We start from the raw sequence: 21604 nt of genomic DNA on the forward strand, positions 1-21604 counted from the left end.
TGATTTAGCAGGCGAAAGTAAAATGGTAAAGAGCTAGATAATAGGTTATGAAATAGGGGGACATGAAGATGAAACGTATCGTAGCATTGCTCTTCATGCTAGTAGGGATTGTTTCTGTCCTTGCGGCATGTGGCTCATCTGATGAAAAATCAGGAGCAGAAGGCAAAGACAAATTAATCGTTGGTATTGATGATAAATTCGCACCAATGGGATTCCGTGATGATAAAAATGAAGTTGTCGGTTTTGATATTGATTTAGCAAAAGAAGCAGCAAAACATATGGATATGGACGTTGAATTCCAACCAATCGATTGGTCAACAAAAGAATCAGAACTTGCAAGTGGTCGTATCGATTTAATTTGGAACGGTTATACAATTACGGATGAGCGTAAAGAAAAAGTATTATTCTCAAAACCATACTTAGAAAACGCACAAGTAATTGTCACATTAAAAGATTCTAAATTAACAAAAATTGCAGATTTAGACGGTAAAAAAATGGGTGTTCAAGCGCAATCTTCTGCACTAGACGCATTTAATGATAATGCCATTAGCAAAAAAGTAAAAAATGTCTCAGAATTTAAAGACAATGTGTTAGCATTAAACGATTTAAAAGCAAAACGTGTTGATGCGGTCATTATCGATAAAGTTGTAATTGATTATTACATGACAAAACAACAAGACACATTCAAAATTATGGATGAAGAACTAGCACCTGAACAATATGGTGTTGGGATTAAAAAAGGCAATGAAGAGCTTCAAGCAAAATTACAAGAAGCTTTAGATAAAATGAACGAAGACGGTACAGCTGAAAAGATCTCAGATAAATGGTTTGGTGAAAACAAAGTTCTTAAATAGTGTATCTTTCGGAAGGGGATGTCCTAAAATGGGGCATCTCCTTCTGGTCGTTTCAACACCCTATTGTCGTTCAATATAAAGGAGGAATTTAATGATGGCAGATTATTGGTCATCCGTCATTTTGCCAATGCTTGAAGGCGCACAAATGACGCTGTTACTATTCTTTATCGCAATTATCGTATCCGTGCCACTCGGATTTTTATTAACGCTTGCGGTAAACAGTAAAATAAAGCTATTTTCTTGGCTTGCAACAATTTATATTACAATTATGCGTGGGACACCACTATTACTACAATTATTAATCATTTGTTTTGGTTTACCGATGATTCCAGGAATTGGCGAATATTTAACGATTGATCGTTTCGCTGCAGCATGCTTAGGATTTATTTTAAACTATGCGGCCTACTTCGCCGAAATTTTCCGCGGCGGCCTATTATCGATTGATAAAGGGCAATACGAGGCAGCAAAAGTGTTAGGCTTAACAAAGTCGCAAACAACACGTAAAATTATTTTGCCACAAATGTTCCGCGTGGCATTACCATCGGTTGCGAATGAATCGATTACGTTAATTAAAGATACAGCGTTATTATATGCGGTAGCTGTACCAGAGTTACTGCACTTTGCAGAAACAGCGGTAAACCGCGACTTCTCAATTGTGCCGTACTTTATTGCCGGTGCGATTTATTTAATTATGACGATTATTTTAACAATTTTCTTCAAGTGGTTAGAACGCCGCTTTAAATACGAGTAGGAGGTATCGACATGGCATTAATTGAAGTTCAAAATCTAAAAAAATCATTTGGCGATAATGAAGTATTGAAAAATATTACGTTTACAGTCGAAAAAAATGATGTGATTGCGATTATCGGTCCTTCAGGTTCAGGGAAAAGTACGATGCTGCGCAGTTTGATTCATTTAGAAGAAATTAACGGCGGTACTGTAAAAATTGCCGGCGAAGCGTTTGTTGAACAAGGTGTTTACAAACGCCCAGATGTCATTAAAAAGGCAACGGCTAAAATGGGCATGGTCTTTCAACAATTTAACTTGTTCCCACATTTAACGGTGAAAGATAATTTAGAATTAGCACCAAAAATGGCTGGCAAAAAGGCTGATATTGCGGCGATGACAAGCGATTTATTGCAAAAGGTAGGGTTATCTGCGAAGGAAAAAGCCTATCCAAAAAGCTTGTCGGGTGGTCAACAACAGCGTGTAGCAATTGCGCGTGCATTAATGATGAATCCAGAGATTTTATTATTCGATGAACCGACATCAGCACTAGATCCAGAGCTGACTGGCGAAGTATTAAAAGTAATGAAAGATTTAGCTGAAGAGCATATGACGATGATCGTCGTCACACATGAAATGGGTTTTGCGCGCAGCGTAGCGAATAAGGTCGTCTTTATGGACGGCGGCGAAATCGTTGAAGCGGGGACGCCAGATGAGCTGTTTGGCAATCCACAGCATGAGCGTACAAAAGCATTTTTAGCAAAAAATTTAAAATAGTATTTATTGTGTAACAGACGAAAGAGCGCATCGGTTTTTTATAAATCGGCGTTCTTTTTTGCTGTTTTGGCTACTATAAAAGCAGCTATTGCTGAAATTTTTGCTTCTTTCCTTGAAAAAGGTGTTGTACAATAAAAACAGTTATCATTGAAATTGGCGATATTTGGATGATTTAAATTACATAAAGGAGGCTCTTTTGACCATGGAAAAATCGGATTTGATGAAACAAAAAATTGATGAGCTTTCAGAAAATCAAGCGAAAAATTTATTGCTCGATTTATATACGGAATTAGACGCCAACGATGAAAGTTGGTTTACTGAACAGTTAAAACACCAATTGGAATGGGATACATCGACGGTGCATATTGTATTTGGACGAACGGCTGCACTTAGCTTAAAGCAGGCGATAGATGAGCGCGTCATCGCTTTTCCAGACGTTTTATCGATGGGACCGATTAAAGCAATTGACACGTGGAAAGGCATGGAAGCACGTTATGCATGGTTTAAATTGCATTTAACAGATACATATAATGAATTTAAAAAAATGAAACGCAACATGATGCAGTCGTTTCGTGATTTAAAACGCTTAACAGCTGAACAAGATGTCGTTATTTGGACATGTGCCAATTCAGCCGAGCAAATCGGTTTGCGTATCGTGATGGCGGCGTTACCAATTGTACAGTCAATCGGCGTTATTGATACATATCAAGGTTATCGCGATATTGAACAACATGATACGCCGGGTTTTCCGCGGACAACCGGTGAAGTAGTGCCCGAGCTATTAACGAAAATTGCACAACTTGAACTCGCGATGTTGTCAGATGAGGTCATTGCGACGCTAAAAGAAGAAGGACAGCGTTGGTTGACGAGCGAAGCACTGTTGCATTTATTTGAAGCGGGTGAATTAACAGCTTTCGACGAAACGATTTTAGATGATTTTATTTTAGAGCATGTAGAACGGTTGCAAGTAGATGGTTATGTAAAAGCTGCCGAACTGTTAGGTGAAGTTTATAGCACGATGAAAGATTATACGGGTGATAACTTTTTAGAATACCGTGTTCGTGCGTTAATTGCACAACAGCAACTACTCTACCAAGGTGATTTACACGATATGATGTTATACGATATTAAATTAGCAGCAGAACCGAGTGATGACGATGTGGACAAATTACTTTAGTAAAATGAAAGGGGTTGGACAAAACCCCTTTACGGTATACTCGAAAGATATTATCGTAACATTTATTGGCACTTTTTTAACGATTGCCGGATTAATTTATTTAACGCAACATTTGCATTCACAGTGGATTATGGCGTCACTTGGTGGTAGTTGTGCCCTGGCGTTTGGATTATGGCAAGCACCGGTATCACAACCGCGCAGTATTATTGTTGGGCATGTATTATCATCAACGATTGCCTTAGTGATGTATCATCTAGCTGGTAATGGGGCCATTATGATCGGATTGGCGGTAGCATTAGCAGTGGCCGCTATGATGCTAACGCGTACGATGCATCCACCAGCTGCTGCCAATCCATTAGTAATTATGCTTGAAGGTAGTCATCACTGGGGATTTTTATTATTCCCGGTCTTAACCGGTGCCGTGTTCGTCGTCATTATGGCATTGCTTATTAATAATTTACGCCAAACACGTAGATATCCAACGTATTGGTAGCAATTTGTCACCGGTTATTCATTGCTCTTCATAGCTGAAATTGCTACTATTAAAAAGATACTGGGCGTATGCCTATTAGACAGAGGAGTATAGAAGAGCATGAACATTGTTATTCTCGTAGTTTTCTACTTAGTGTCTGTATCGTTAGGGATGCTAGCTATTTATTTAGGCGTACCAACAAAATATGCGGTAGGATTTTTCGCCGTATTAGCGTTTGTACTTGTCATTGGTTATTCTTATACGATTACCTCAAGTAAGAACACGAAACTTATTTTACGCTTAATGCGTATGCAAAAAACAGACCCATTATTCCAATACCCAATTACGTTATTGGAAGGGACAAAAGAACAAGAAGTAGATGAAATCGACCGCATCTTACATAAACATCGTAAAAATGCAGATACGCTATCAGATTTCCAATTCCGTAAAGCTATTCTTGAAGGTGATTTAACGGCAGCAAAAGCAGTTGTTGGCTCAATGAAAAAAAGCCCATTAAAACGTTTTAACCAAGCACAGTGTGAAGTATACATGGGCAAGTTTGGTATGGCGCGCGAAATTCCACAAGTGCAATTTTGGATGGACCATGCGATTGAAGCATTAATTGCTTATGAACAAGGTAATAAAGAACAATATATTGAAGAGATGGATAAATCCATTGATAGTGCAAAAGGTACTTACCGCGTACAACAATATGCACTGAAGGAAAAAACATTACGAGAATGGCCCGAAACAAAACCTTCTCGTAAACGTTTCCGCTAATAAAAAACGACAAAAGCGCTCGTTATGCTCATGCATGACGGGGGCTTTTTGTTATCGCCCGAGAAAAGCATTTAAGTTATATTGAAAAAGAATTGAAAGTTCGGTAAACTTGAAAAGAATAATGCGTTATTTTACACATAAATTAGAAAAATAATAACAGCTAGTGAGTTGAACGTATGTGAGGGGCCAGAAAATGAAGAAGACACTTGAGAACTTCCAAGAATTGTCGACGAATCAAAAGTTTTTAGAGTTTATCGCAACGGATACACCCTTTACTTATAGTGAAATGTTGCAAAAAAATTCAGCCAATATTTTATATTTAGTAGAAAATCGCCGAACACAAGAAAAGATTGTTTTAAAGCGGATGCGCAAGCGTACGTTAAATCGTTCGAAATATGAAAAACGGTTTGAACAGGAGCAACAAATATTACGAGCACTCCAACTAGAAAATGTACCTCAATGGTTAGCCAATGGTTTCGTCGCTAAAGTTCCTTTTTTTATGATGAGCTATATTGAGGGACGTCCAATTTTAGATAACGGGCCCTATGCGGTAATCGATGCCCTTCGGATGATTCAACGTGTCAGTATCGTACTGAAAAAAATCCATCTGCAAGGGTATGTTCACCGCCATTTAACACCAGAAAATATTATTGTTCATGCAGAAAAATTGGCGATTGTTGGGTTTGATCAAGCTGCAAAAATAACACTGCAACATTCGCCAACTGAAGAATTATATAAGCAAACGACCGTTTGTAGTGATATCGACCAATTAGCGCGGTTGTTTTTACTACTGACCGATGAAACGGGGCGTTTAAAGTGGAGGAAGGCTGAGGTCGTACTTGAACAGCGCCGCTATACGCAAAAAATCAATGAGCTATTGTCACGCGCTATGGGCCTGAATCCCCTTTTTGAGTCATTGGAAATGTTTGATGAAGCTTTAGCTACGTGTATAGATGAATTATTATAACTAAAAAAAGAGGTGTCGTTAATCAACCGCGACACCTCTTTTTTTGAAATTGGATAGTTGACAAAATATTCAATAAATTTTACTGTTATAGTAGATAGATGGGAGGAATTTACATGTCAGTAGAGTTATTTCAAACGTTACCAACAACAGCTGTGAGCGATGCGTTAAATGGCAAAAACCATTTGCCAGCAACGATTAAACCACTTGATGCGCGTCATCATATCGCTGGGAAAGCGGTGACCGTTAAACTACCAATTTATGAAAATGGTGCGGTTATGGAAGCGATGTTAGGAGCAGAGCCAGGCGATATTTTAGTTGTCGATATTGAAAATAATACGTCGCGCGCAATCGCTGGAGATTTTGTTATTGGAATGATGCAAAAACTTGGCATTGGCGGCCTTGTTGTGAACGGTGCGATTCGCGATGTTGATGCGGTATTAGCACTTGATTTTCCAGCATTTGTGACAGGTATTACACCTGCTGCTGGCGTCAAAAATGGCGGTGGGAAAGTCAATGTTCCGGTGACAATTGGTGATACAACGGTGCAGCCAGGCGATATTGTCGTGGGCGATGCGAATGGCGTAGTAATCATACCAACGGAAGTGGCGGCCGAAGTTGCGCAGCGTGCCATTGACAAGTTAGTCAAAGATGAGCAGCGTGAACGTACCGTTACAGCGTCACACGAGAGCATTATTGCGCATTTAACAAAAGTGACAGATGCTTTAAAATAATAGTATACTGACTCATGAGGTGTTTTCATGAATCGTTTCGGAATTTATTCTATTTTATGTGGTGTCATAGCGATACTTACGCTATTTAGTTTGAGTGGCGTACATATGCACATCTTGTTATTTGTTACCTTGTTTGCTACGATAACAATTACGGGGTTAGTATTTGCTGTAAAAGCAAAAGATGCTGTGTATTTATTAAGTGGCGGCCTCTTAAATGGCTTATTATTTATTTATACCGTTCTTTTAACATTCGCATCATAATAACGATGACAGAGTCCTGTAGTATGCAGGGCTTTTTTTGTGGCCAATTATAGGCTTGTACATGGTAACAACGATTAGGTAATGTTAAAATTTGGGTAACGATGATTAGGAGGGATAATAATGGGATTAATTAAAGCAAGTGTGGGTGCTGCAAAAGGTGTCTTAGAAGATCAATATCGCGATTATTTTTATTGCGAGGCAATGTCAGCAGATGTCCTCGTACAAAAGGGTGTACGCCGTCAAACGAAGCGCGGTTCGAATAAAGGCAACGAAAATATTATTTCAAATGGTTCGATTATTGCGGTTAATGATGGGCAATGTATGATGATTGTTGAGCAAGGGAAAGTAGTCGATGTTTGCCAAGAGCCCGGTGAATTTGTATATGATACATCGACAGAGCCAAGTATTTTCTATGATGGTAATGTTATGGACAATTTAAAAGAGACGTTTAAAGAAATCGGTAAACGTTTTACATTTGGTGGTGAACCAGCGAAAGACCAACGTATTTATTTCTTTAATACGAAAGAAATTATCGGGAATAAATATGGAACACCGGCACCGATTCCATTTCGTGTTGTCGATCGCAATATTGGTTTAGATATTGATATTTCGATTCGTAGTCACGGAGAATACTCCTATCGCATAACGAATCCGTTATTATTTTATACGAATGTTAGTGGCAATGTCGCCGATTATTTTACGCGAGATGTATTAGATGGGCAGTTAAAGTCCGAAATGATGACTGCATTACAACCAGCATTTGCGCAAATTTCAGCGCAAGGTGTGCGTTATAGCGAAGTGCCGGCACATACAATTGAATTAGCCAATGCGCTTAATAAAGTATTATCGGAAAAATGGGAGCAAACGCGCGGCATTAAAGTAGGCACAATTGGTGTGAGCACGATGAAAGCATCGGATGAAGATGAAGCCATGATTAAGCAGTTACAACGCAATGCAGTACTACGTGATCCAACGATGGGCGCGGCACAAATTACCGGAGCACAAGCAGATGCGATGATGAACGCGGCAAAAAATGAAAATGGTGCGATTGGTGGCTTTATGGGCATGGGGATGGCGCAAAATGCGGGCGGTATGAATGCCGGCGAGTTATATAAAATGGGCGCTAAAACGCCATCACAGCCAACCGCAGCAAATGCATGGACGTGCGACTGCGGCACGACAAATAGCGGTAAATTCTGTTCAAATTGTGGCAAAGCTAAACCTGAAAAAGAAACATGGTCATGTAGTTGTGGCGCTGAAAATAGCGGGAAGTTTTGTTCGGAATGTGGCAAGCCAAAACCAACTGCGCAAATATGTTCGAAGTGTGGTTATGAAGTACTTACAGGTCAACCGGTTCCGAAGTTTTGCCCCGAATGCGGTCAAGCCTTTAATCAGTAAGGGGGCTTTAATATGACGCAACAACATGACGGTGACGCCAGTGCAGTAAAAGTTGATTTTGATACCGAGTGTCCGATGTGTAGCGCTTCGATTGTATTTGACCCGACATCGGGAAAGTTGACTTGTCCGTATTGTGGCTATGAGGCCGAAATTGCAACTCCTGAAAAAGAAGCACAGCGTACGGCGCAAGAGATGGATTTTAAAGCGGCAGACCGCCGTGAAAGTTATGACTGGGGTGTCGATAAAAAAACACTCGTCTGTGAAGAATGTGGTGCAGAGTCAATTTATGATGCGTTACAAGTTGCGGATACATGCCCTTATTGTGGTTCGCACCAAGTGATGGAAGCATCTACGATTGAAACATTGGCGCCTAATGGGGTGTGTCCGTTTCATGTGACTGAAAAAGAAGCGGGCGCAAACTTCCAAAAATGGATAAAAGGGCGATTTTTTACACCGAGTGCTGCAAAGAAATCGGCAAAACCAGATGCCTTTAGTGGTGTGTATATTCCGTATTGGACGTTTGATTCCAATACGATGTCGCATTATACGGCAGCGTATGGCATTATGCGTATTGTTGAGGACCGAGACGGGAATACGCGTACTGAAATTGATTGGTACCGCACGTCGGGTGTTTATCAACGTTTTGTAGATGATGAGCTTGTGCTGGCATCAACGCGCTACGACGGTGAATTATTACGGAAAGTCGAGCCGTACAATACAGTTGATAACAAGGTCTATAAACCGGATTATTTATCGGGCTTTTTAGCGGAGCGTTACAGTATCGGCTTAGATGAAGGCTGGGGCATTGCGCAGCGGCAAATTCATGCGACGCTTGATTCGGAAATTACACAGCGCATCTTGCGGCAGCATGGCGCTTCGCAAGTTGCTAATTTACAGTTTTCAACGACGCATGATCAAATTACCTATAAATATTTACTGTTGCCGATGTGGCTATCGTCATTCCGCTACAAAGAAAAAGTGTATCAATTTATGGTGAATGGCCAAACGGGGAAAGTCGGTGGTCGTGCACCAATTTCACCAATTCGCGTGACGCTTGCGGTAATTGTTGCATTAATTTCCATCTATGTAATATATGCCTTTACTCAATCGTAGTCGGAATATGCTACAATAAAAGAAAAATGTATAGAGGAGTTATTCGTTTTGTTATGGTTTAAGCGAATCTTCTTTTCAATCTGGATCATTGCAGGCTTATTTTTCACAATCGTGACGTATGATAGTTTATCACGTGAAGCGAATATGGTCATGCACTTAACAGCAGCCGCAGTGTTAGCTATTGGTGCAGCGCAAGTATATTTTACATTTGAAAAGAAATAATAACGTGTTGAAGAGGTTAAGTATTGAACTTAACCTTTTTTATTTTCAAATTTTCGGTAATTGTGTAAAATAAGAGCAACAACGTATGAAGAACTAGCAAATAGACGCTTTAACTAGGGGGATGGACATGAATACAACAACTGCGTTAGAAATGAACGCTTTACGCATACCGCATGAAGTGTGTTTAGAATTCGAACAGCAACGTTATACGTGGAAAGAGTTAGATGAGTTGTCCAATCGCTATGCGAAAGGCTTGGCAGATCGCGGCATTCGACGAGGGGACCATATTGCGCTATTAATGAAAAATTCCGATGATTTTGTGATTGTTAGTTATGCAATTTGGAAAGTTGGCGCGATACTTGTGCCGATTCATTATTTATCTGCAATGCCTGAAGTGGCTTACATATTACAAAATGCCAATGCCGTTGCATTTATCGTAGATGAAGCCTTTATTCCACTGGTGGAACAGGCTGTTTCACAGTTAGAGCAATCATTAAAATTTGTCGTTCATCGCGGGACGCAACTACATGCCAGCTTTTTGCCGCTAAGTGCCTTATGTGCAACATCGACAAAGCCGGTCGGAACGCATTTAGAAGATTCACATTTTGCGGAAGTGCTTTATACGCAAGGGACGATGGGCAAGCCAAAGGGTGCGCTTTTTACCCATAGTCAGGTGATGGATACCGCGTTTATTTACGAGCGTTTAAGTCAGATGACGCGCCACGATGTTTATGCGGTGAGCGTGCCATTATGTCATGGAATGTCGCTCAATGCCATTATGCTGATGACGGCATTAGTTGGCGGCAAACTAATGATTCAAGAGCATTTTGATGCCAATGAAATTTTACAGTGGATGCAGACGAAAGGCGTTACACATTTCTTTGGCGTGCCATCAATGTACCATGCGTTAGTTCAACAAGCGCCCACTGATTTTTCAGCGCCAGATTTGCGCGTTGCGAGCTACGGTGCGTCACCGATGCCTGTCGAGCTTATTGAGCAGGCAATGGCATTGTTTTCAACTACGCAATTTTTTAATATTTATGGTACGACCGAAAGTGGACCAACAGGGTTGATGTTGTTGCCGTCTGAGCAGCTGCATCATAAAGGGAAAACGGGGAAGCCAATGCCATTAACAGCGGTGCGCATTGTCAATGATTATATGGAAGATGTGACACCGGGTATGCAAGGAGAAATCATTATTAAGAGTCCAGCAATGATGACCGAATATTATAATGACCCCGCCGCCACGTTTACGATGAAAAAAAATGGCTGGTTATTTACGGGTGATTTAGCGGTTGAAGATATCGATGGTTATATTACGATCGTTGGGCGCAAGGATAATATGATTTTATCTGGTGGCGAAACGGTATATGCGGTCGATATTGAAAATGTGTTACTCGCTCATCCAGCGGTTGAAGATGCGGTGATTATGGGGATTCCTGATGCTGTGTGGGGTGAGATTGTTGCGGTCGCAATCGTTCCAAAAGACAATCAAACGGTAACAGAACAACAGCTTATTGCGTATTGTAAAGAGCATTTAGCAAGTTATAAAATTCCAAAGAAGTTTTTATTTGTCGACGAGTTGCCGCGTAGTACTTCTGGAAAACTGTTAAAAGACTATTTAAAAGAAACGTTAAAAAAATAATTTTTTGCAAAGGAATGACACATCGGTGTTATTCCTTTTTTGTTTGTGCGAACTATTGGTGTCTACTAGGCGTCGTTATGTATAATAATAGTGAAAGAGCAGGTGTTGTATGAGAGCATTATTTAAATTAGTGATGATTGCGCTCGTGTTAGCCCTTTGTTTTCAATATGTAAAAGAAGAGCAACCACAATTGTTAGATGACGCGGCTGATAGCTTGGAATGGTTGGCGCAAGGTGGTCAACAAGTTGTCGAAATCGCACAAAATGGCGTCAATTCAATTAGTGATACCGCGAGTGAACCACAAAAGAAAATTACCGTTGATACATTAAACGAAGTAACGCGCATCAAAAGCGAGTACGGCGTTGATTGGATTGTATCGCATAATCAATACAAAGATTTCACATTAACGTTAGCAGATGAGTCGGGTGGTTATGTGGCAGGCGAGGGCCGCAAAATTTTAAATGTTACGATTGGTCAAACGACTCGAGCAGATGTTCAAAAATTATATGGAGAACCACTAGATGGCATTCGGCATGGTTTGACGATGTATCAATTTTCAAAACAAGATGAACAACAGCAACTTGTCTATGAAAAAGATGGCTATTATTTATGGTTCTTTATTGATGAACACAATAAAAATCGTGTACGAGCCGTGCAATATGTTACCGTTCAAACAGAACAAAAAATGAAAAACTATTATGCGACACCGGATAAGGAATTGCGCTTAAGCTATGAGCGTTTAATGGTATTATTAATGAATCAAAGTCGCGTAGAAGCGGGATTAAAGCCGTTACTGTATGATAAAGAGTTAAAAGTCGCAACGCGTGCACATAGTCAAGATATGATTGATAAAGGTTATTTTTCGCATACTGGAAGTGATGGCAGCCAGCCGAAAGATCGTATGACGGCAACCGGTTATACAAATGAACGTCTTTATGCTGAAAATTTAGCATATGGTCAAATTAGCCCGATTTTTGCACATGAAGGATTAATGAATAGCTTAGGGCACCGCGAAAATATTTTACGCAAAGAAGCAACGAATGTCGGGGTAGGTGTCGCATTTGACGAGAAAAATGTGCCGTATTACACGATTAATTTTTATACGCCAATGTAAATAACTTATATGAAAGAAGAGTGAGTAGGAAAGTGGAAACTCATTCTTTTTTTATCGCTTTTTATGATACAATAGAATTACTAGGTAGTATAAAAAAACTATTATCCATTATCAATAATGAGGTTCAAAAGTATTAGAAGGTTGAGGGGAACATAAGATGGATATGATTCAAGCACAGCGTGATACACGAGAATTGATTGTTAATACACAATATATTATAAAGATGGCGGATGGCGATGCCTATGAAGGTTTTAATAGTGCGTGGGCGAAAATGCGTACGATTAGTGCACGTAAAGAACAAATCTGTTCAAGTTGTTCAACGACGATTCGCTATATGGAGCCGATGAATGTCTATTTAGCGTTGTCGAGTGATGATGGCCATTTTCATCGTCAAAATATGTGTATGGCGTGTATGACAAGAGAACGTCGGCAAGCGGCAGCCTATATTGCGACAACATTTGAGCATGAGTTAAGTAGTGCAGCGCGCCTTGATTCCACACATTTGAGAAATATGACATTGGAACAAGGGCAACGAGTCGCTGAACAAATGTGTTTAGATGCGGTGTATTTACGTGAACATATCCCGGCGAATATCATTGTGCGAGATGGCATGTATCTTTACGAAAATATTCGCGCAGTAGCGGCGCGTTCAAAACATTATTGCTATCGCTGTAGTGCCATGATTCCAGTAGAGGAAACAACATTTGTCATTCCAGCAAAAGCAAAAAGTTTAAATCGCCAAGAAATGAATTTTATTTGTCAAACATGTGCGACAAAATCATTGCGTGCTTCTGTTAAACGGATTGAACAATATGAACGTGAAAAACAACTTTGAAAAAGAGGTTTCCTAATAAAAGGAAACCTCTTTTTTATGTAGGGAAATAATCTCAATATAGCATAGTTCTTATAACAAAAAAAGATAACAACACGCTATTCATCTCAAAAAAAGATAAACAATACGTTATTTATATATGAAAACGCTTACTAGTTGAAAAAAATAACTGAAAAAATGCGTGTAATTAACAGAAAATATTGAAAACAATCTCAATTTGAGCAAAAATAAATATATCAATTAAATGTTAGGAAAACTCACATATCAAGAAAAAAAGTTGGTTTCCTAACATAACTAGGAGGAGAAGTAGATGGATGACGTGATGTACTTGATGAACAGTTTGTGGACGATGGTGGCCGCTATTTTAGTCATTTTTATGATTGCTGGTTTTATTTTGTTAGAGGCAGGTTCACTACGCATGAAAAATGCCGGACACGTAGCTGGGAAAACAATTTTTACATTTGGTTTAGCCTCATTAGTGTTCTGGGCAGTTGGATACGGCTTTATTTTTGGAGAGAACGCCAACATATTTGTCGGCATGTCTAATTTCTTTTATGATGGTACGCTGACTTCGGGTGATAGTTTAGCTGCTACAGTATTCTTTGTGTTCCAATTAGCATTTGCAGGTATTTCAATCACGATTGCGCTCGGAGGTTTTGCAGAGCGCGCAAAATTTTCAGCTTATGTTATGTTTACGATTTTATTCGGTATATTCGTTTATCCGGTAATTGCCCATTGGATTTGGGGCGGTGGTTGGTTAGCAGAGCATGGGAAACAAGACTTTGCGGGTTCAACGGTTGTGCACTTAACAGGTGCTATGGCAGCATTAGCGGCAACAATCGTCTTAAAACCGCGTATTGGGAAGTTTAATAGCGATGGTTCAGCGAATAAATTTGCTGGTCATAACCAAGTGTATTCAGCATTGGCGGTATTAATTTTATTTGTCGGTTGGTTAGGATTTAATGCGGGTTCAACGGTCTCAGTCGATGGCGCATTCTTTGGTTATGTGGCGTTAAATACCGTACTTGCAGCATCAGCTGGTGCTGTAGCTGCAACGATTATTTCATGGGTTGTCTTAGGGAAATCAGATATTCCAACGATTTTAAATGGTTTATTAGCAGGGCTTGTGGCAATTACGGCATCGTGTGCCTTTGTTGATGTTTGGGCATCGGTTGTCATTGGTTTAATAGCGGGTGTTATCACATTCTTTGCGGCGCGTTTCTTAGAAGCAAAACAAATTGATGACCCAATTTTTGCGGTATCTGTACACGGTATTCCAGGGATTTGGGGTACATTATCAACAGGATTTTTTGCTACTGGCGCATTGGCTGAGTCAACAGGTGTTGGTCGAGCCGGGTTGTTTTACGGTGGTGGCTTCGAACAGTTATGGGTACAATTTATGGGTGTAGCGGTTTGTAGTATTTATGCATTCGTTGTATCATATGTGATTTTAGTAGTGATGAAAAAAGCAATGGGTGGCATTCGTGTTAGTGAAGAGGAAGAAATTATGGGCTTAGATATTTCAGAGCATGGCGGCTACGGTTATCCGGAGCATTTAGGTGCTGAACCTTCTACAATAATGAGCGCGGGAAAACAACAATCAACAAATGCGAAGCAACAACCAAAACATATTTAAATAATCGATAAAAATCATTCTATGCCGCATGTAATCGCATGAACGGCTAGGGTGCTTTTTTATCGTATAGGATGTGAAGTGGTCGTGAAATGTACAAATGAACAGCAACGGCAACAATATTTTGCGGCGTGTCCTTCTGTAAGCGCATTAAATGAACGACATGATGCGCTAATGCAAACATTAATTGCTGATACGTTAACGCAGCTTGGGCAAGCGCCATGTCGATTTACCGTATTTATTACAGGCAGTGGTGGTCGAAAAGAACAAGGATTTTGGAGCGATCAAGATCATGGGTTAATTTATACAAATGAAGCATATACCGATTATTTTATGGCGTTTGGTCAAGCGTTATCGCATCGTTTAGCGGCAGCTGGGTATGCCTATTGTGATGGCGGCATTATGACGTCAAATCCTCAATGGAATGGCTCCGTTGACATGTGGCAACGGCAGCTGAATCAATGGTTACAAGCAGCAGCGTGGTCTGAGATTCGCTATACACAAATTTTTTACGATGCGCGGTCGTTGTTTGGTGATGACCTATTATTACTTGAGTTAAAACGACAAATTGATGGCTATATTTCACAGTATCCACAGCTATTGAAGCGATTTAGTACGAATATTATGCATTTCAAACGAGCTTTAGGTCCATTTGGTCAATTACTGCCAGAGCGCTACGGTGAGTATCAGCGAAAGCTTGATTTAAAATATAGCGCCTTTTTACCGTATATTAATTGTGTGCGATTATTAGCGTTAGAGCATCATGTCCACGCGACATCTACGCAGGAGCGCATCGCAATTTTAGCGCCGCAGCAACGAATTTTACTAGAAGATGTGGGTTATTATTTTGAGGCATTGTTATCGTTGCGTTTTCGTTATCAACAACCTAAAAAATATCAGGACACGTATTATATTTCGCTAAACGAGTTATCAACAGCAGATAGGCGCCTATTAAAAAAGATATTGCAACGCGCAAAACAGCTCCATGAAGCGGTCATGGCGCGTTACACATAAAGGATGAGGACGATGGAGGCATTTGAAGCTTTTTTACGATTCGTACGTACATTGACAGGGAAATCGCTTGTGTCGGGTATAAGCGATGTGCAAAATGCTGAACAGATGGCATTTTTACGAAGTTTGCGCCAACAAAAATTAGTCGATGCTCATGCGCTTACAACACCGCTAAATGAGCTAGAACTCGTCATTTTTGATATTGAAACAACGGGTTTTCGTCCACAAAAAGGTGATGAAATTATTTCGATTGGTGCTGTTAAAATGCACGGATTCCGCATGTTAAATGAGTCTTTTTATACGCTCGTGAAGCCAACGCAGTGCATTCCGCAAACTATTATTGAATTAACGGGTATTGATGAATCGATGACGGCGAATGCGCCATCGATTCGTGAGGCATTACTAGCATTCCTCGTTTTTGCAAAAGGTTGTACGCTCGTTGCACATCACGCTAGTCATGAGCGGAATTTTATGAAACACTATAGCCAGCATGCCTTACAAGTACCATTTAATCAGCGCATTGTCGATACGGCTTTTTTAATTCAAATTTGTGAAGACAATCGTGAACTTGTAACGTTGGATGATGTTTGCACACATCAAAATATTGCAATTGTTGCGCGACATCATGCGCTAGGAGATGCCAACATGACAGCGCAAATTTGGCAACATTATGTTACGCAAGCGATGAAGCGAGGATGCAAACATTTAGAAGATGTTTATGAACGCTTCGCGAGATTGTGACGATATATTGCGACTATATTTTTTGACTGAAAGGTGCCGCAATTGTTAATTTTTCGTTAATAATGTCTAAATTAAAGTGTTTTACGTTTACTTTTCGCTATTTTGTGTTATATTTATTCTATCATCTTTGCATTAGATGATTTCAATAAAATTCATATTAGGAGTGGATGTATATGTTAAATGTTACGGTTTCAAAGCAAGATGCGCATTATGTAGTAGCTTATATGACAGAAAATTTTGAACGTCAAGTTGTTCATACAGCGGAATCATTTGTTGATAGTATTTATAACTTAGGACGCAAGTGGCATTTAAATGAGGTTCACTTTGAATTGCCAAAAGAATTAGTTGGTTCGGTCATGTCATTTTTACGAGTTGAGTATCCTGGAGAGTTATATGAACACAGAATTACAGTTGCATAGCGATGATCATACATGGCAAATGAGGTGAGATTGGTAAACCACAGCGGACGGTTTCCAATCTTTTTTTTCGTTCTGCTAGTGGTTTTGAGTATGGTATACTTTATAATAAATAATCGATATGTGGAGGAAGTCATGAACAATAGTAAAGTTGTCCTGTTTTATGGACTATCATTAATTGGAGCATTGTTACTTGTCTTATGTGCATCGAAGTCAACGCTTGCTCAAACAGGTTCATTGGAGAATCAATGGATGGGGCCGGGTATGTGGCTTGCCATTATTTTTATCGTTATCATTTATGCTATTACGACCGCATTGTATGTATTTTTAGAAGAAGCCAAGGCGATACATAGTAGCTTACAAATTATCGGCATATTTATAGCTGTTATCTTGGGTATGATTTTAGGTATGGACGCATTAAGCGGTCATGACAGCGTATTAGCTTACATGACGTTTATTGCGGGCGGTATTGTCGTTATTGCCAATATTATTAGTTTAATTTTATTATTAAAACGACCAAAAAATAATTATTACGGTAATTTTTCAATGTATCGTTAATAGCAAACATAAAAAAAGAGGCTTTTACAAAACAGTTCCTATTCCTTTTTTAGCGTTCGCCACAAAAAAACGGAACCGTGCCAAGCGCGATTCCGGTTTTTCTTATGCTCATCTGAGAGGGTGTTGTTACACGTATGTCCCAGCCTCTTTTTGTTTAGGCGCCAAAGACATTGCCTGGAGTCATAATCTCACGTGAAACCGCAATAGCTCCAAAGCGGCGCAAGTAGACGATATTATCAGGGGTTGTATTAATAATTTTATCGATGTAATAATGTTGTTTTTTGGCGTCGATACCCATGCTATTGAATTCATCTTTTAATGCATAAATGTAGACGTTGCGTTCATCGTTTGTTAGAACGCTAGGGTCTTTTGATGTTTCCATATTCATATCGCAAAACTCCTTCTTTTATAACGGTCAACTTCAGTATAGCATAAGACATAAATTATAGTGTTTATGCTTATTATTACAATTCGGCGAACATTGTTGAGTTATATTGCTTTTCGTCTATCATATTTGTTAGAATAGGCAAGACGATATAAATGCAACATGTAAGAGCTGTCGTATAATTATATGAAAATGCAGGAGATGACAACAATGAAGAAAAAATCTTTATTTGCAGCCGCAGCACTTTCAGCGGTATTACTAGCTGGTTGTGGCGAAAAAGCTGTAACATCTGAACAAGTGGATGCTTCTAAATTAGAAGACTTCGCAACTGAGTATTACAATGAAGCAAAAGACGGTAAAGATGCAGGTCTAATCGTTATCGAAAATGCGACAAACCAATATTTATATGTAAAAGATTTAACAGACAAAGACGGTAACCCAGTGAAAATCACGGACATGAAATTCACAAAAGAAAATAATACACGTCACTCAAACTACCGCGTAGACGTTACAACTGAACCTGTTGCAAACGCTGCAGACAGTGAAGCAATCTACAAGTTTGAAAATGCTAAAAACGTAGAAACACTTGATTTCTATGTGAACGGTAAACGTGATAGCGTAGATAAAGTTTACGCAAATCACTAATCAACTATAAAAAAGAGAGCTTGTGCTTTAGCACAAGCTCTCTTTTTTTGTTTAACTAAAGAAATAATCATACGTATTTTTAGCAAGTAAGGCAATCGTCACAACGATAAATAGCCCGCGTACATAACCGCTGCCCTTTTTTATAGCAAAGCGTGTACCGACGATTGCGCCAAACACTTGCGCAATCCCCATTGGCAAGCCATAAGCGTAGTTGATTTGTCCAAGCGATGCGAAAACGAGTAACGCGGCGATATTACTACCGAAGTTTAAAAATCGAGCACTCGTTGCAGCGCGTAAAAAATCAAAGCCAATCATTAAAAAGGCAAAGATGAAAAATGACCCTGTCCCAGGACCTAAAAAGCCATCGTATGCACCAATTAAAAAGATAATCAGCATAAAGCTTACGAAGCGTTTTGTCGTTAATTTCTTATACGTTGATGTAGAGCCCCAATCCTTTTTTAATAATGTATAAATCAAGACGACAAAGAGCATAATGAGCATCAGTGGCTTCATGACAGCAGGATCGATTAAATGAACCGCCCAAGCACCGAACATAGAACCAACAAAAACAAGTGGAAAAAGTTTTTTCACGGCAGATAAATCGAGTTTTCCTGAACGATAAAATGTAATGACAGACGTTAAGGAGCCCATTGTTCCAGCTAATTTATTTGTTGCAACAGCGGCGGCAGGATTTAAGCCTGCAAACAATAGCGCAGGCAAGCCAATCAATCCACCACCGCCAACAACAGAATCGATAAAGGCAGCTAAAAAACCAAAAAGTACAAGAATAATAAGCAGTTGTGGATCTAAATCAAACATTAAAATATCTCATCCCTTTCTTTTGTTACTACCGTAATAGTAACTTAATGTGTTATAGTTGTAAATAATAAAAAAAGTGATGGAGGGTATTACATGGATGAATTAATTCTCCAATTAAAGCAACTAGGTTTAACAGAATACGAAGCGAAAGTTTATATTGCACTTGTACAAGAAAGCCCAGCAAATGCCGCGCAAATTAGTAAATTATCAACGGTGCCGCGCGCGCGCGTTTACGGCACATTAGATGCCTTAGTTGAAAAGGGTATCGCGTTAAAAGAAAATGCAGAAAAAACAGCGATTTATCGCGCATTACCTGTAGCTTTATTTATTGAAAAAGCGCAGCAAGATTTCACGACAACAATTGAACACATGAATGGGGCATTGTCGGCATTAGAAGCGGAGTCTGTAGAGCAACAAGCGCAAGTACTCACGCTGCAAGAAAAAGAATCGATTATGCAATATTGCCGTCACTTGCTTGAAAAGGCCGAGCAGTCGATTATGATTTCGATGTGGGATGATATGTATGACTTATTACGCGAAGATATTGAACGAGCCGCTAAGCGCGTTGCTGTCAAGGGGATTACAATTCGTGCAAAAGATGTTGTATCAACGGTTGACGCACACCGCACAACGTACCATTTAGCAACAACACAAAATCCACACTGGTTTATTATCGCCATCGATCATCGTGAAGCATTATATGGTTCGCCTGTTACCGAGCGTTTGTCGGCATTTTTAACTGACGATGAAATGCATCTCTATATTTTAGAAGATTACATTTGGCATGATGTGCTGGTGAATCGTTTAGTAAAAAGAAATGGCGATGTATCACTCGAACAGTGGGTGAAAAAAGAAAGGTTTGATTTTTTCGATAAATAAAAACTCGCTAGTCTATATAAAAATAAAAAAACAAGCAATTACGCTTGTTTCTGAAAATCGGCTAACAATTGATTTAACTTTTCTTTTTCTTTTAAATATTGCTGTTCGGAAATAGCAGGATTGTTTAATAATTGCCCAAGTCTTAAAATTTCCTGTTGAATCATTTCTTTAGTAATTGGTTTTTTTTCAGTCATCACGAAAACTCCTTTAACTATCATAATACTTATTGTACTATGCAAAAAAAGGCTTGTCACGCTTCTTGAAATTTTGCAAATTCGTGACAATCGATAGCGACAATGTTGTTTCAGCGCTCGTTATGCTATGCTAAATAATGAATGATTTAAAAGGAGCATTGTCGCATATGGATGGTAAGTTAAATTGGATTGGTTTTTTATTTTTATACGTTGGGTTATTTTTAATGACGCAACCGTTTAGCGCAGATTTACGCATTGAAGCAATAGCAAGCTGGACAACAGTTTTTGTCGGCTTTTTAATTTATTTTGTTGGTGTTATTTTTGGTATCTTTGGATTTCTTCGCGAACAAACACCTCTGCGTTGGATTAATTTAATCGGTATATTTATCGGGATTGTCTTAGTAAGTGTCTTTATGTTTCTTCCAATGTAACAAATTGTATAAAAAAGAGAGCCTACGATGTTAACGTAGTGCTCTCTTTTTTATATTATGGCTGGCCCGTTAGCGGAAGCTTATACCATATACGAACGAGTGCGGTAGTGAGGGGTTCCATAATCACACGAAGCTGCGTGATTACTGCTGCCGCAATAAAACCAATAGCAATACCGGCTAAGACATCGCCAGGATAATGATTGCCAACGTAGATGCGAGAGAAGCCTGTTAACAATCCAAATGCAACCGGAAGCCAACCCCATTTTATGTGACGTAGTAATAACATAAATGTGATACCCATCGCACCAGCGGTATGGTCACTAGGAAATGAAGCATCTGCAGCATGTGGTACGAGCACGTTAATATCATGATAGGTGATAAATGGCCGTGGTTCATAATAAAACTGTGCGATGCAGACATTTATTAAAATTGCACAAACGCCAGCAATCCCTGCGTAAATTGCGGTCTTTTTCGTATAGGCATTACCAAATAAAAATAATGATAACAATAATATAGCGAGGATATAGAGCGCGGCATTCGTCGTAAAAATCATAAGTTGATCGAGTGGTGTTGTGCCGTTTCCTGCTAGGCTATTAATGGTTTTTAATACTTCGTAATTCACATAAACCCTTCTTTCCGTTTGCAACTATAAACGATTTTACGTTCAGAAAGTTGCACATGAAAAAAATACCGAGGAAAGTGAAAAAAGCCTTAAAAAAAACGCGAAAAAAGCACATACGTCATATTTCCTAAAAAATACAGAACGTGGTATCATTTATGAAGTAATAATTATGAAAATAGCGTTCATTTCAGGAGGAGAAGA

General features: G+C 39.3%; 27 protein-coding genes. 23 read left to right on the forward strand and 4 right to left on the reverse strand.

The features are described 5' to 3' along the window. Positions 1-68: 68 nt before the first annotated feature. The 20 genes from V514_RS0104860 (at position 69) to V514_RS0104955 (ending at position 17428) form a co-directional block, all read left to right on the forward strand. On the forward strand, positions 69-854 hold the full coding sequence (locus V514_RS0104860; RefSeq protein WP_029498655.1) for an amino acid ABC transporter substrate-binding protein: 786 nt from the start codon (positions 69-71) through the stop codon (positions 852-854). Positions 855-948: 94 nt separating this feature from the next. After that, complete coding sequence (locus V514_RS0104865; RefSeq protein WP_200864017.1) at positions 949-1605, forward strand: amino acid ABC transporter permease; 657 nt, start codon at positions 949-951, stop codon at positions 1603-1605. An 11-nt stretch (positions 1606-1616) separates the two neighbouring features. Next, positions 1617-2357 (forward strand): amino acid ABC transporter ATP-binding protein, encoded by a 741-nt coding sequence (locus V514_RS0104870; protein ID WP_029498657.1) that lies wholly within the window; start codon positions 1617-1619, stop codon positions 2355-2357. A 202-nt stretch (positions 2358-2559) separates the two neighbouring features. After that, positions 2560-3534: a DUF1835 domain-containing protein gene (locus V514_RS0104875; RefSeq protein ID WP_029498658.1), complete on the forward strand. Its 975-nt coding sequence runs from the start codon at positions 2560-2562 to the stop codon at positions 3532-3534. Next, complete coding sequence (locus V514_RS0104880; protein ID WP_029498659.1) at positions 3515-4027, forward strand: HPP family protein; 513 nt, start codon at positions 3515-3517, stop codon at positions 4025-4027. The genes V514_RS0104875 and V514_RS0104880 overlap by 20 nt, the downstream gene beginning before the upstream one ends. A 99-nt stretch (positions 4028-4126) precedes the next feature. Further along, a complete protein-coding gene (locus V514_RS0104885; RefSeq protein WP_029498660.1) occupies positions 4127-4786 on the forward strand; it encodes a hypothetical protein in 660 nt (219 codons plus the stop codon). A 193-nt stretch (positions 4787-4979) separates the two neighbouring features. Further along, positions 4980-5753: a protein kinase domain-containing protein gene (locus V514_RS0104890; protein WP_029498661.1), complete on the forward strand. Its 774-nt coding sequence runs from the start codon at positions 4980-4982 to the stop codon at positions 5751-5753. A gap of 113 nt (positions 5754-5866) precedes the next feature. Continuing rightward, positions 5867-6484: an RraA family protein gene (locus V514_RS0104895; protein ID WP_035944313.1), complete on the forward strand. Its 618-nt coding sequence runs from the start codon at positions 5867-5869 to the stop codon at positions 6482-6484. A 27-nt stretch (positions 6485-6511) separates the two neighbouring features. Then, entirely contained in the window at positions 6512-6745 is a 234-nt protein-coding gene (locus tag V514_RS0104900) for a hypothetical protein (protein ID WP_029498664.1), read from the forward strand. A gap of 120 nt (positions 6746-6865) precedes the next feature. Then, the gene (locus tag V514_RS0104905) at positions 6866-8143 is read left to right on the forward strand and encodes an SPFH domain-containing protein (protein WP_029498665.1); all 1278 of its coding nucleotides are present in this window, start codon (positions 6866-6868) and stop codon (positions 8141-8143) included. 12 nt (positions 8144-8155) lie between these two features. After that, positions 8156-9256, forward strand: coding sequence for a TFIIB-type zinc ribbon-containing protein (locus V514_RS0104910; protein ID WP_029498666.1), 1101 nt, complete (start codon positions 8156-8158; stop codon positions 9254-9256). A gap of 48 nt (positions 9257-9304) precedes the next feature. Further along, positions 9305-9478, forward strand: a complete 174-nt coding sequence (locus tag V514_RS20325) for a hypothetical protein (RefSeq protein WP_161630168.1) — start codon at positions 9305-9307, stop codon at positions 9476-9478. A 127-nt stretch (positions 9479-9605) separates the two neighbouring features. Then, positions 9606-11123 carry a class I adenylate-forming enzyme family protein gene (locus tag V514_RS0104920; RefSeq protein WP_029498667.1) on the forward strand — a complete coding sequence of 506 codons (1518 nt, stop codon included), beginning with the start codon at positions 9606-9608 and terminating at the stop codon, positions 11121-11123. Between the two features lie 109 nt (positions 11124-11232). After that, entirely contained in the window at positions 11233-12237 is a 1005-nt protein-coding gene (locus V514_RS0104925) for a CAP domain-containing protein (RefSeq protein WP_029498668.1), read from the forward strand. A 157-nt stretch (positions 12238-12394) separates the two neighbouring features. Further along, positions 12395-13072 (forward strand): hypothetical protein, encoded by a 678-nt coding sequence (locus V514_RS0104930; RefSeq protein ID WP_029498669.1) that lies wholly within the window; start codon positions 12395-12397, stop codon positions 13070-13072. A gap of 307 nt (positions 13073-13379) precedes the next feature. After that, on the forward strand, positions 13380-14705 hold the full coding sequence (locus tag V514_RS0104935; RefSeq protein ID WP_029498670.1) for an ammonium transporter: 1326 nt from the start codon (positions 13380-13382) through the stop codon (positions 14703-14705). 84 nt (positions 14706-14789) lie between these two features. Then, positions 14790-15716 carry a DUF294 nucleotidyltransferase-like domain-containing protein gene (locus V514_RS0104940; protein ID WP_029498671.1) on the forward strand — a complete coding sequence of 309 codons (927 nt, stop codon included), beginning with the start codon at positions 14790-14792 and terminating at the stop codon, positions 15714-15716. A gap of 12 nt (positions 15717-15728) precedes the next feature. Next, positions 15729-16454 (forward strand): exonuclease domain-containing protein, encoded by a 726-nt coding sequence (locus V514_RS0104945; protein WP_029498672.1) that lies wholly within the window; start codon positions 15729-15731, stop codon positions 16452-16454. Between the two features lie 173 nt (positions 16455-16627). Further along, on the forward strand, positions 16628-16873 hold the full coding sequence (locus V514_RS0104950) for a hypothetical protein (protein ID WP_029498673.1): 246 nt from the start codon (positions 16628-16630) through the stop codon (positions 16871-16873). A 132-nt stretch (positions 16874-17005) separates the two neighbouring features. Then, positions 17006-17428 carry a hypothetical protein gene (locus V514_RS0104955; RefSeq protein ID WP_029498675.1) on the forward strand — a complete coding sequence of 141 codons (423 nt, stop codon included), beginning with the start codon at positions 17006-17008 and terminating at the stop codon, positions 17426-17428. A gap of 154 nt (positions 17429-17582) precedes the next feature. On the opposite strand, the gene V514_RS0104960 is transcribed toward V514_RS0104955, so the two are convergent. Continuing rightward, entirely contained in the window at positions 17583-17816 is a 234-nt protein-coding gene (locus tag V514_RS0104960; RefSeq protein ID WP_029498676.1) for a hypothetical protein, read from the reverse strand. A gap of 207 nt (positions 17817-18023) precedes the next feature. Between V514_RS0104960 and V514_RS0104965 the strand changes: the two genes are divergently transcribed. After that, complete coding sequence (locus tag V514_RS0104965; RefSeq protein WP_029498677.1) at positions 18024-18458, forward strand: hypothetical protein; 435 nt, start codon at positions 18024-18026, stop codon at positions 18456-18458. Positions 18459-18509: 51 nt separating this feature from the next. Here the strand turns inward: V514_RS0104965 and V514_RS0104970 are convergent, their stop codons facing one another. Continuing rightward, a complete protein-coding gene (locus V514_RS0104970) occupies positions 18510-19277 on the reverse strand; it encodes a TSUP family transporter (protein WP_029498678.1) in 768 nt (255 codons plus the stop codon). 93 nt (positions 19278-19370) lie between these two features. Between V514_RS0104970 and V514_RS0104975 the strand changes: the two genes are divergently transcribed. Continuing rightward, on the forward strand, positions 19371-20156 hold the full coding sequence (locus V514_RS0104975) for a TrmB family transcriptional regulator (protein WP_029498680.1): 786 nt from the start codon (positions 19371-19373) through the stop codon (positions 20154-20156). Positions 20157-20194: 38 nt separating this feature from the next. Here the strand turns inward: V514_RS0104975 and V514_RS20330 are convergent, their stop codons facing one another. Beyond that, a complete protein-coding gene (locus V514_RS20330) occupies positions 20195-20350 on the reverse strand; it encodes a hypothetical protein (protein ID WP_161630169.1) in 156 nt (51 codons plus the stop codon). A 137-nt stretch (positions 20351-20487) separates the two neighbouring features. Here V514_RS20330 and V514_RS0104985 point away from each other — a divergent pair, with 137 nt between their 5' ends. Further along, positions 20488-20781 carry a hypothetical protein gene (locus V514_RS0104985; protein ID WP_235073109.1) on the forward strand — a complete coding sequence of 98 codons (294 nt, stop codon included), beginning with the start codon at positions 20488-20490 and terminating at the stop codon, positions 20779-20781. A 55-nt stretch (positions 20782-20836) separates the two neighbouring features. Here the strand turns inward: V514_RS0104985 and V514_RS0104990 are convergent, their stop codons facing one another. Next, the gene (locus V514_RS0104990; protein WP_029498682.1) at positions 20837-21403 is read right to left on the reverse strand and encodes an undecaprenyl-diphosphatase; all 567 of its coding nucleotides are present in this window, start codon (positions 21401-21403) and stop codon (positions 20837-20839) included. Between the last annotated feature and the right edge of the window lie 201 nt (positions 21404-21604).

Origin of the sequence: Kurthia huakuii LAM0618 (assembly GCF_000505545.1) — a bacterium.
In the GTDB taxonomy this organism is placed as follows: Bacteria; Bacillota; Bacilli; order Bacillales_A; family Planococcaceae; genus Kurthia; species Kurthia huakuii.

Excerpts from the sequence above, each read along its gene's own strand:
- V514_RS0104935 (WP_029498670.1), top strand. The coding sequence starts at position 13,380 with ATGGATGACGTGATGTACTTGATGAACAGTTTGTGGACGATGGTGGCC.
- V514_RS0104955 (WP_029498675.1), top strand. The coding sequence starts at position 17,006 with ATGAACAATAGTAAAGTTGTCCTGTTTTATGGACTATCATTAATTGGA.
- V514_RS0104950 (WP_029498673.1), top strand. The coding sequence starts at position 16,628 with ATGTTAAATGTTACGGTTTCAAAGCAAGATGCGCATTATGTAGTAGCT.
- V514_RS0104930 (WP_029498669.1), top strand. The coding sequence starts at position 12,395 with ATGGATATGATTCAAGCACAGCGTGATACACGAGAATTGATTGTTAAT.
- V514_RS0104975 (WP_029498680.1), top strand. The coding sequence starts at position 19,371 with ATGGATGAATTAATTCTCCAATTAAAGCAACTAGGTTTAACAGAATAC.
- V514_RS0104870 (WP_029498657.1), top strand. The coding sequence starts at position 1,617 with ATGGCATTAATTGAAGTTCAAAATCTAAAAAAATCATTTGGCGATAAT.
- V514_RS0104970 (WP_029498678.1), bottom strand. The coding sequence starts at position 19,277 with ATGTTTGATTTAGATCCACAACTGCTTATTATTCTTGTACTTTTTGGT.
- V514_RS0104895 (WP_035944313.1), top strand. The coding sequence starts at position 5,867 with ATGTCAGTAGAGTTATTTCAAACGTTACCAACAACAGCTGTGAGCGAT.
- V514_RS0104900 (WP_029498664.1), top strand. The coding sequence starts at position 6,512 with ATGAATCGTTTCGGAATTTATTCTATTTTATGTGGTGTCATAGCGATA.
- V514_RS0104920 (WP_029498667.1), top strand. The coding sequence starts at position 9,606 with ATGAATACAACAACTGCGTTAGAAATGAACGCTTTACGCATACCGCAT.
- V514_RS0104945 (WP_029498672.1), top strand. The coding sequence starts at position 15,729 with ATGGAGGCATTTGAAGCTTTTTTACGATTCGTACGTACATTGACAGGG.
- V514_RS0104965 (WP_029498677.1), top strand. The coding sequence starts at position 18,024 with ATGAAGAAAAAATCTTTATTTGCAGCCGCAGCACTTTCAGCGGTATTA.
- V514_RS0104960 (WP_029498676.1), bottom strand. The coding sequence starts at position 17,816 with ATGAATATGGAAACATCAAAAGACCCTAGCGTTCTAACAAACGATGAA.
- V514_RS0104875 (WP_029498658.1), top strand. The coding sequence starts at position 2,560 with ATGGAAAAATCGGATTTGATGAAACAAAAAATTGATGAGCTTTCAGAA.
- V514_RS0104885 (WP_029498660.1), top strand. The coding sequence starts at position 4,127 with ATGAACATTGTTATTCTCGTAGTTTTCTACTTAGTGTCTGTATCGTTA.
- V514_RS0104910 (WP_029498666.1), top strand. The coding sequence starts at position 8,156 with ATGACGCAACAACATGACGGTGACGCCAGTGCAGTAAAAGTTGATTTT.
- V514_RS0104860 (WP_029498655.1), top strand. The coding sequence starts at position 69 with ATGAAACGTATCGTAGCATTGCTCTTCATGCTAGTAGGGATTGTTTCT.
- V514_RS0104985 (WP_235073109.1), top strand. The coding sequence starts at position 20,488 with ATGAATGATTTAAAAGGAGCATTGTCGCATATGGATGGTAAGTTAAAT.
- V514_RS0104890 (WP_029498661.1), top strand. The coding sequence starts at position 4,980 with ATGAAGAAGACACTTGAGAACTTCCAAGAATTGTCGACGAATCAAAAG.
- V514_RS0104880 (WP_029498659.1), top strand. The coding sequence starts at position 3,515 with ATGTGGACAAATTACTTTAGTAAAATGAAAGGGGTTGGACAAAACCCC.
- V514_RS20330 (WP_161630169.1), bottom strand. The coding sequence starts at position 20,350 with ATGACTGAAAAAAAACCAATTACTAAAGAAATGATTCAACAGGAAATT.
- V514_RS0104905 (WP_029498665.1), top strand. The coding sequence starts at position 6,866 with ATGGGATTAATTAAAGCAAGTGTGGGTGCTGCAAAAGGTGTCTTAGAA.
- V514_RS0104925 (WP_029498668.1), top strand. The coding sequence starts at position 11,233 with ATGAGAGCATTATTTAAATTAGTGATGATTGCGCTCGTGTTAGCCCTT.
- V514_RS0104865 (WP_200864017.1), top strand. The coding sequence starts at position 949 with ATGGCAGATTATTGGTCATCCGTCATTTTGCCAATGCTTGAAGGCGCA.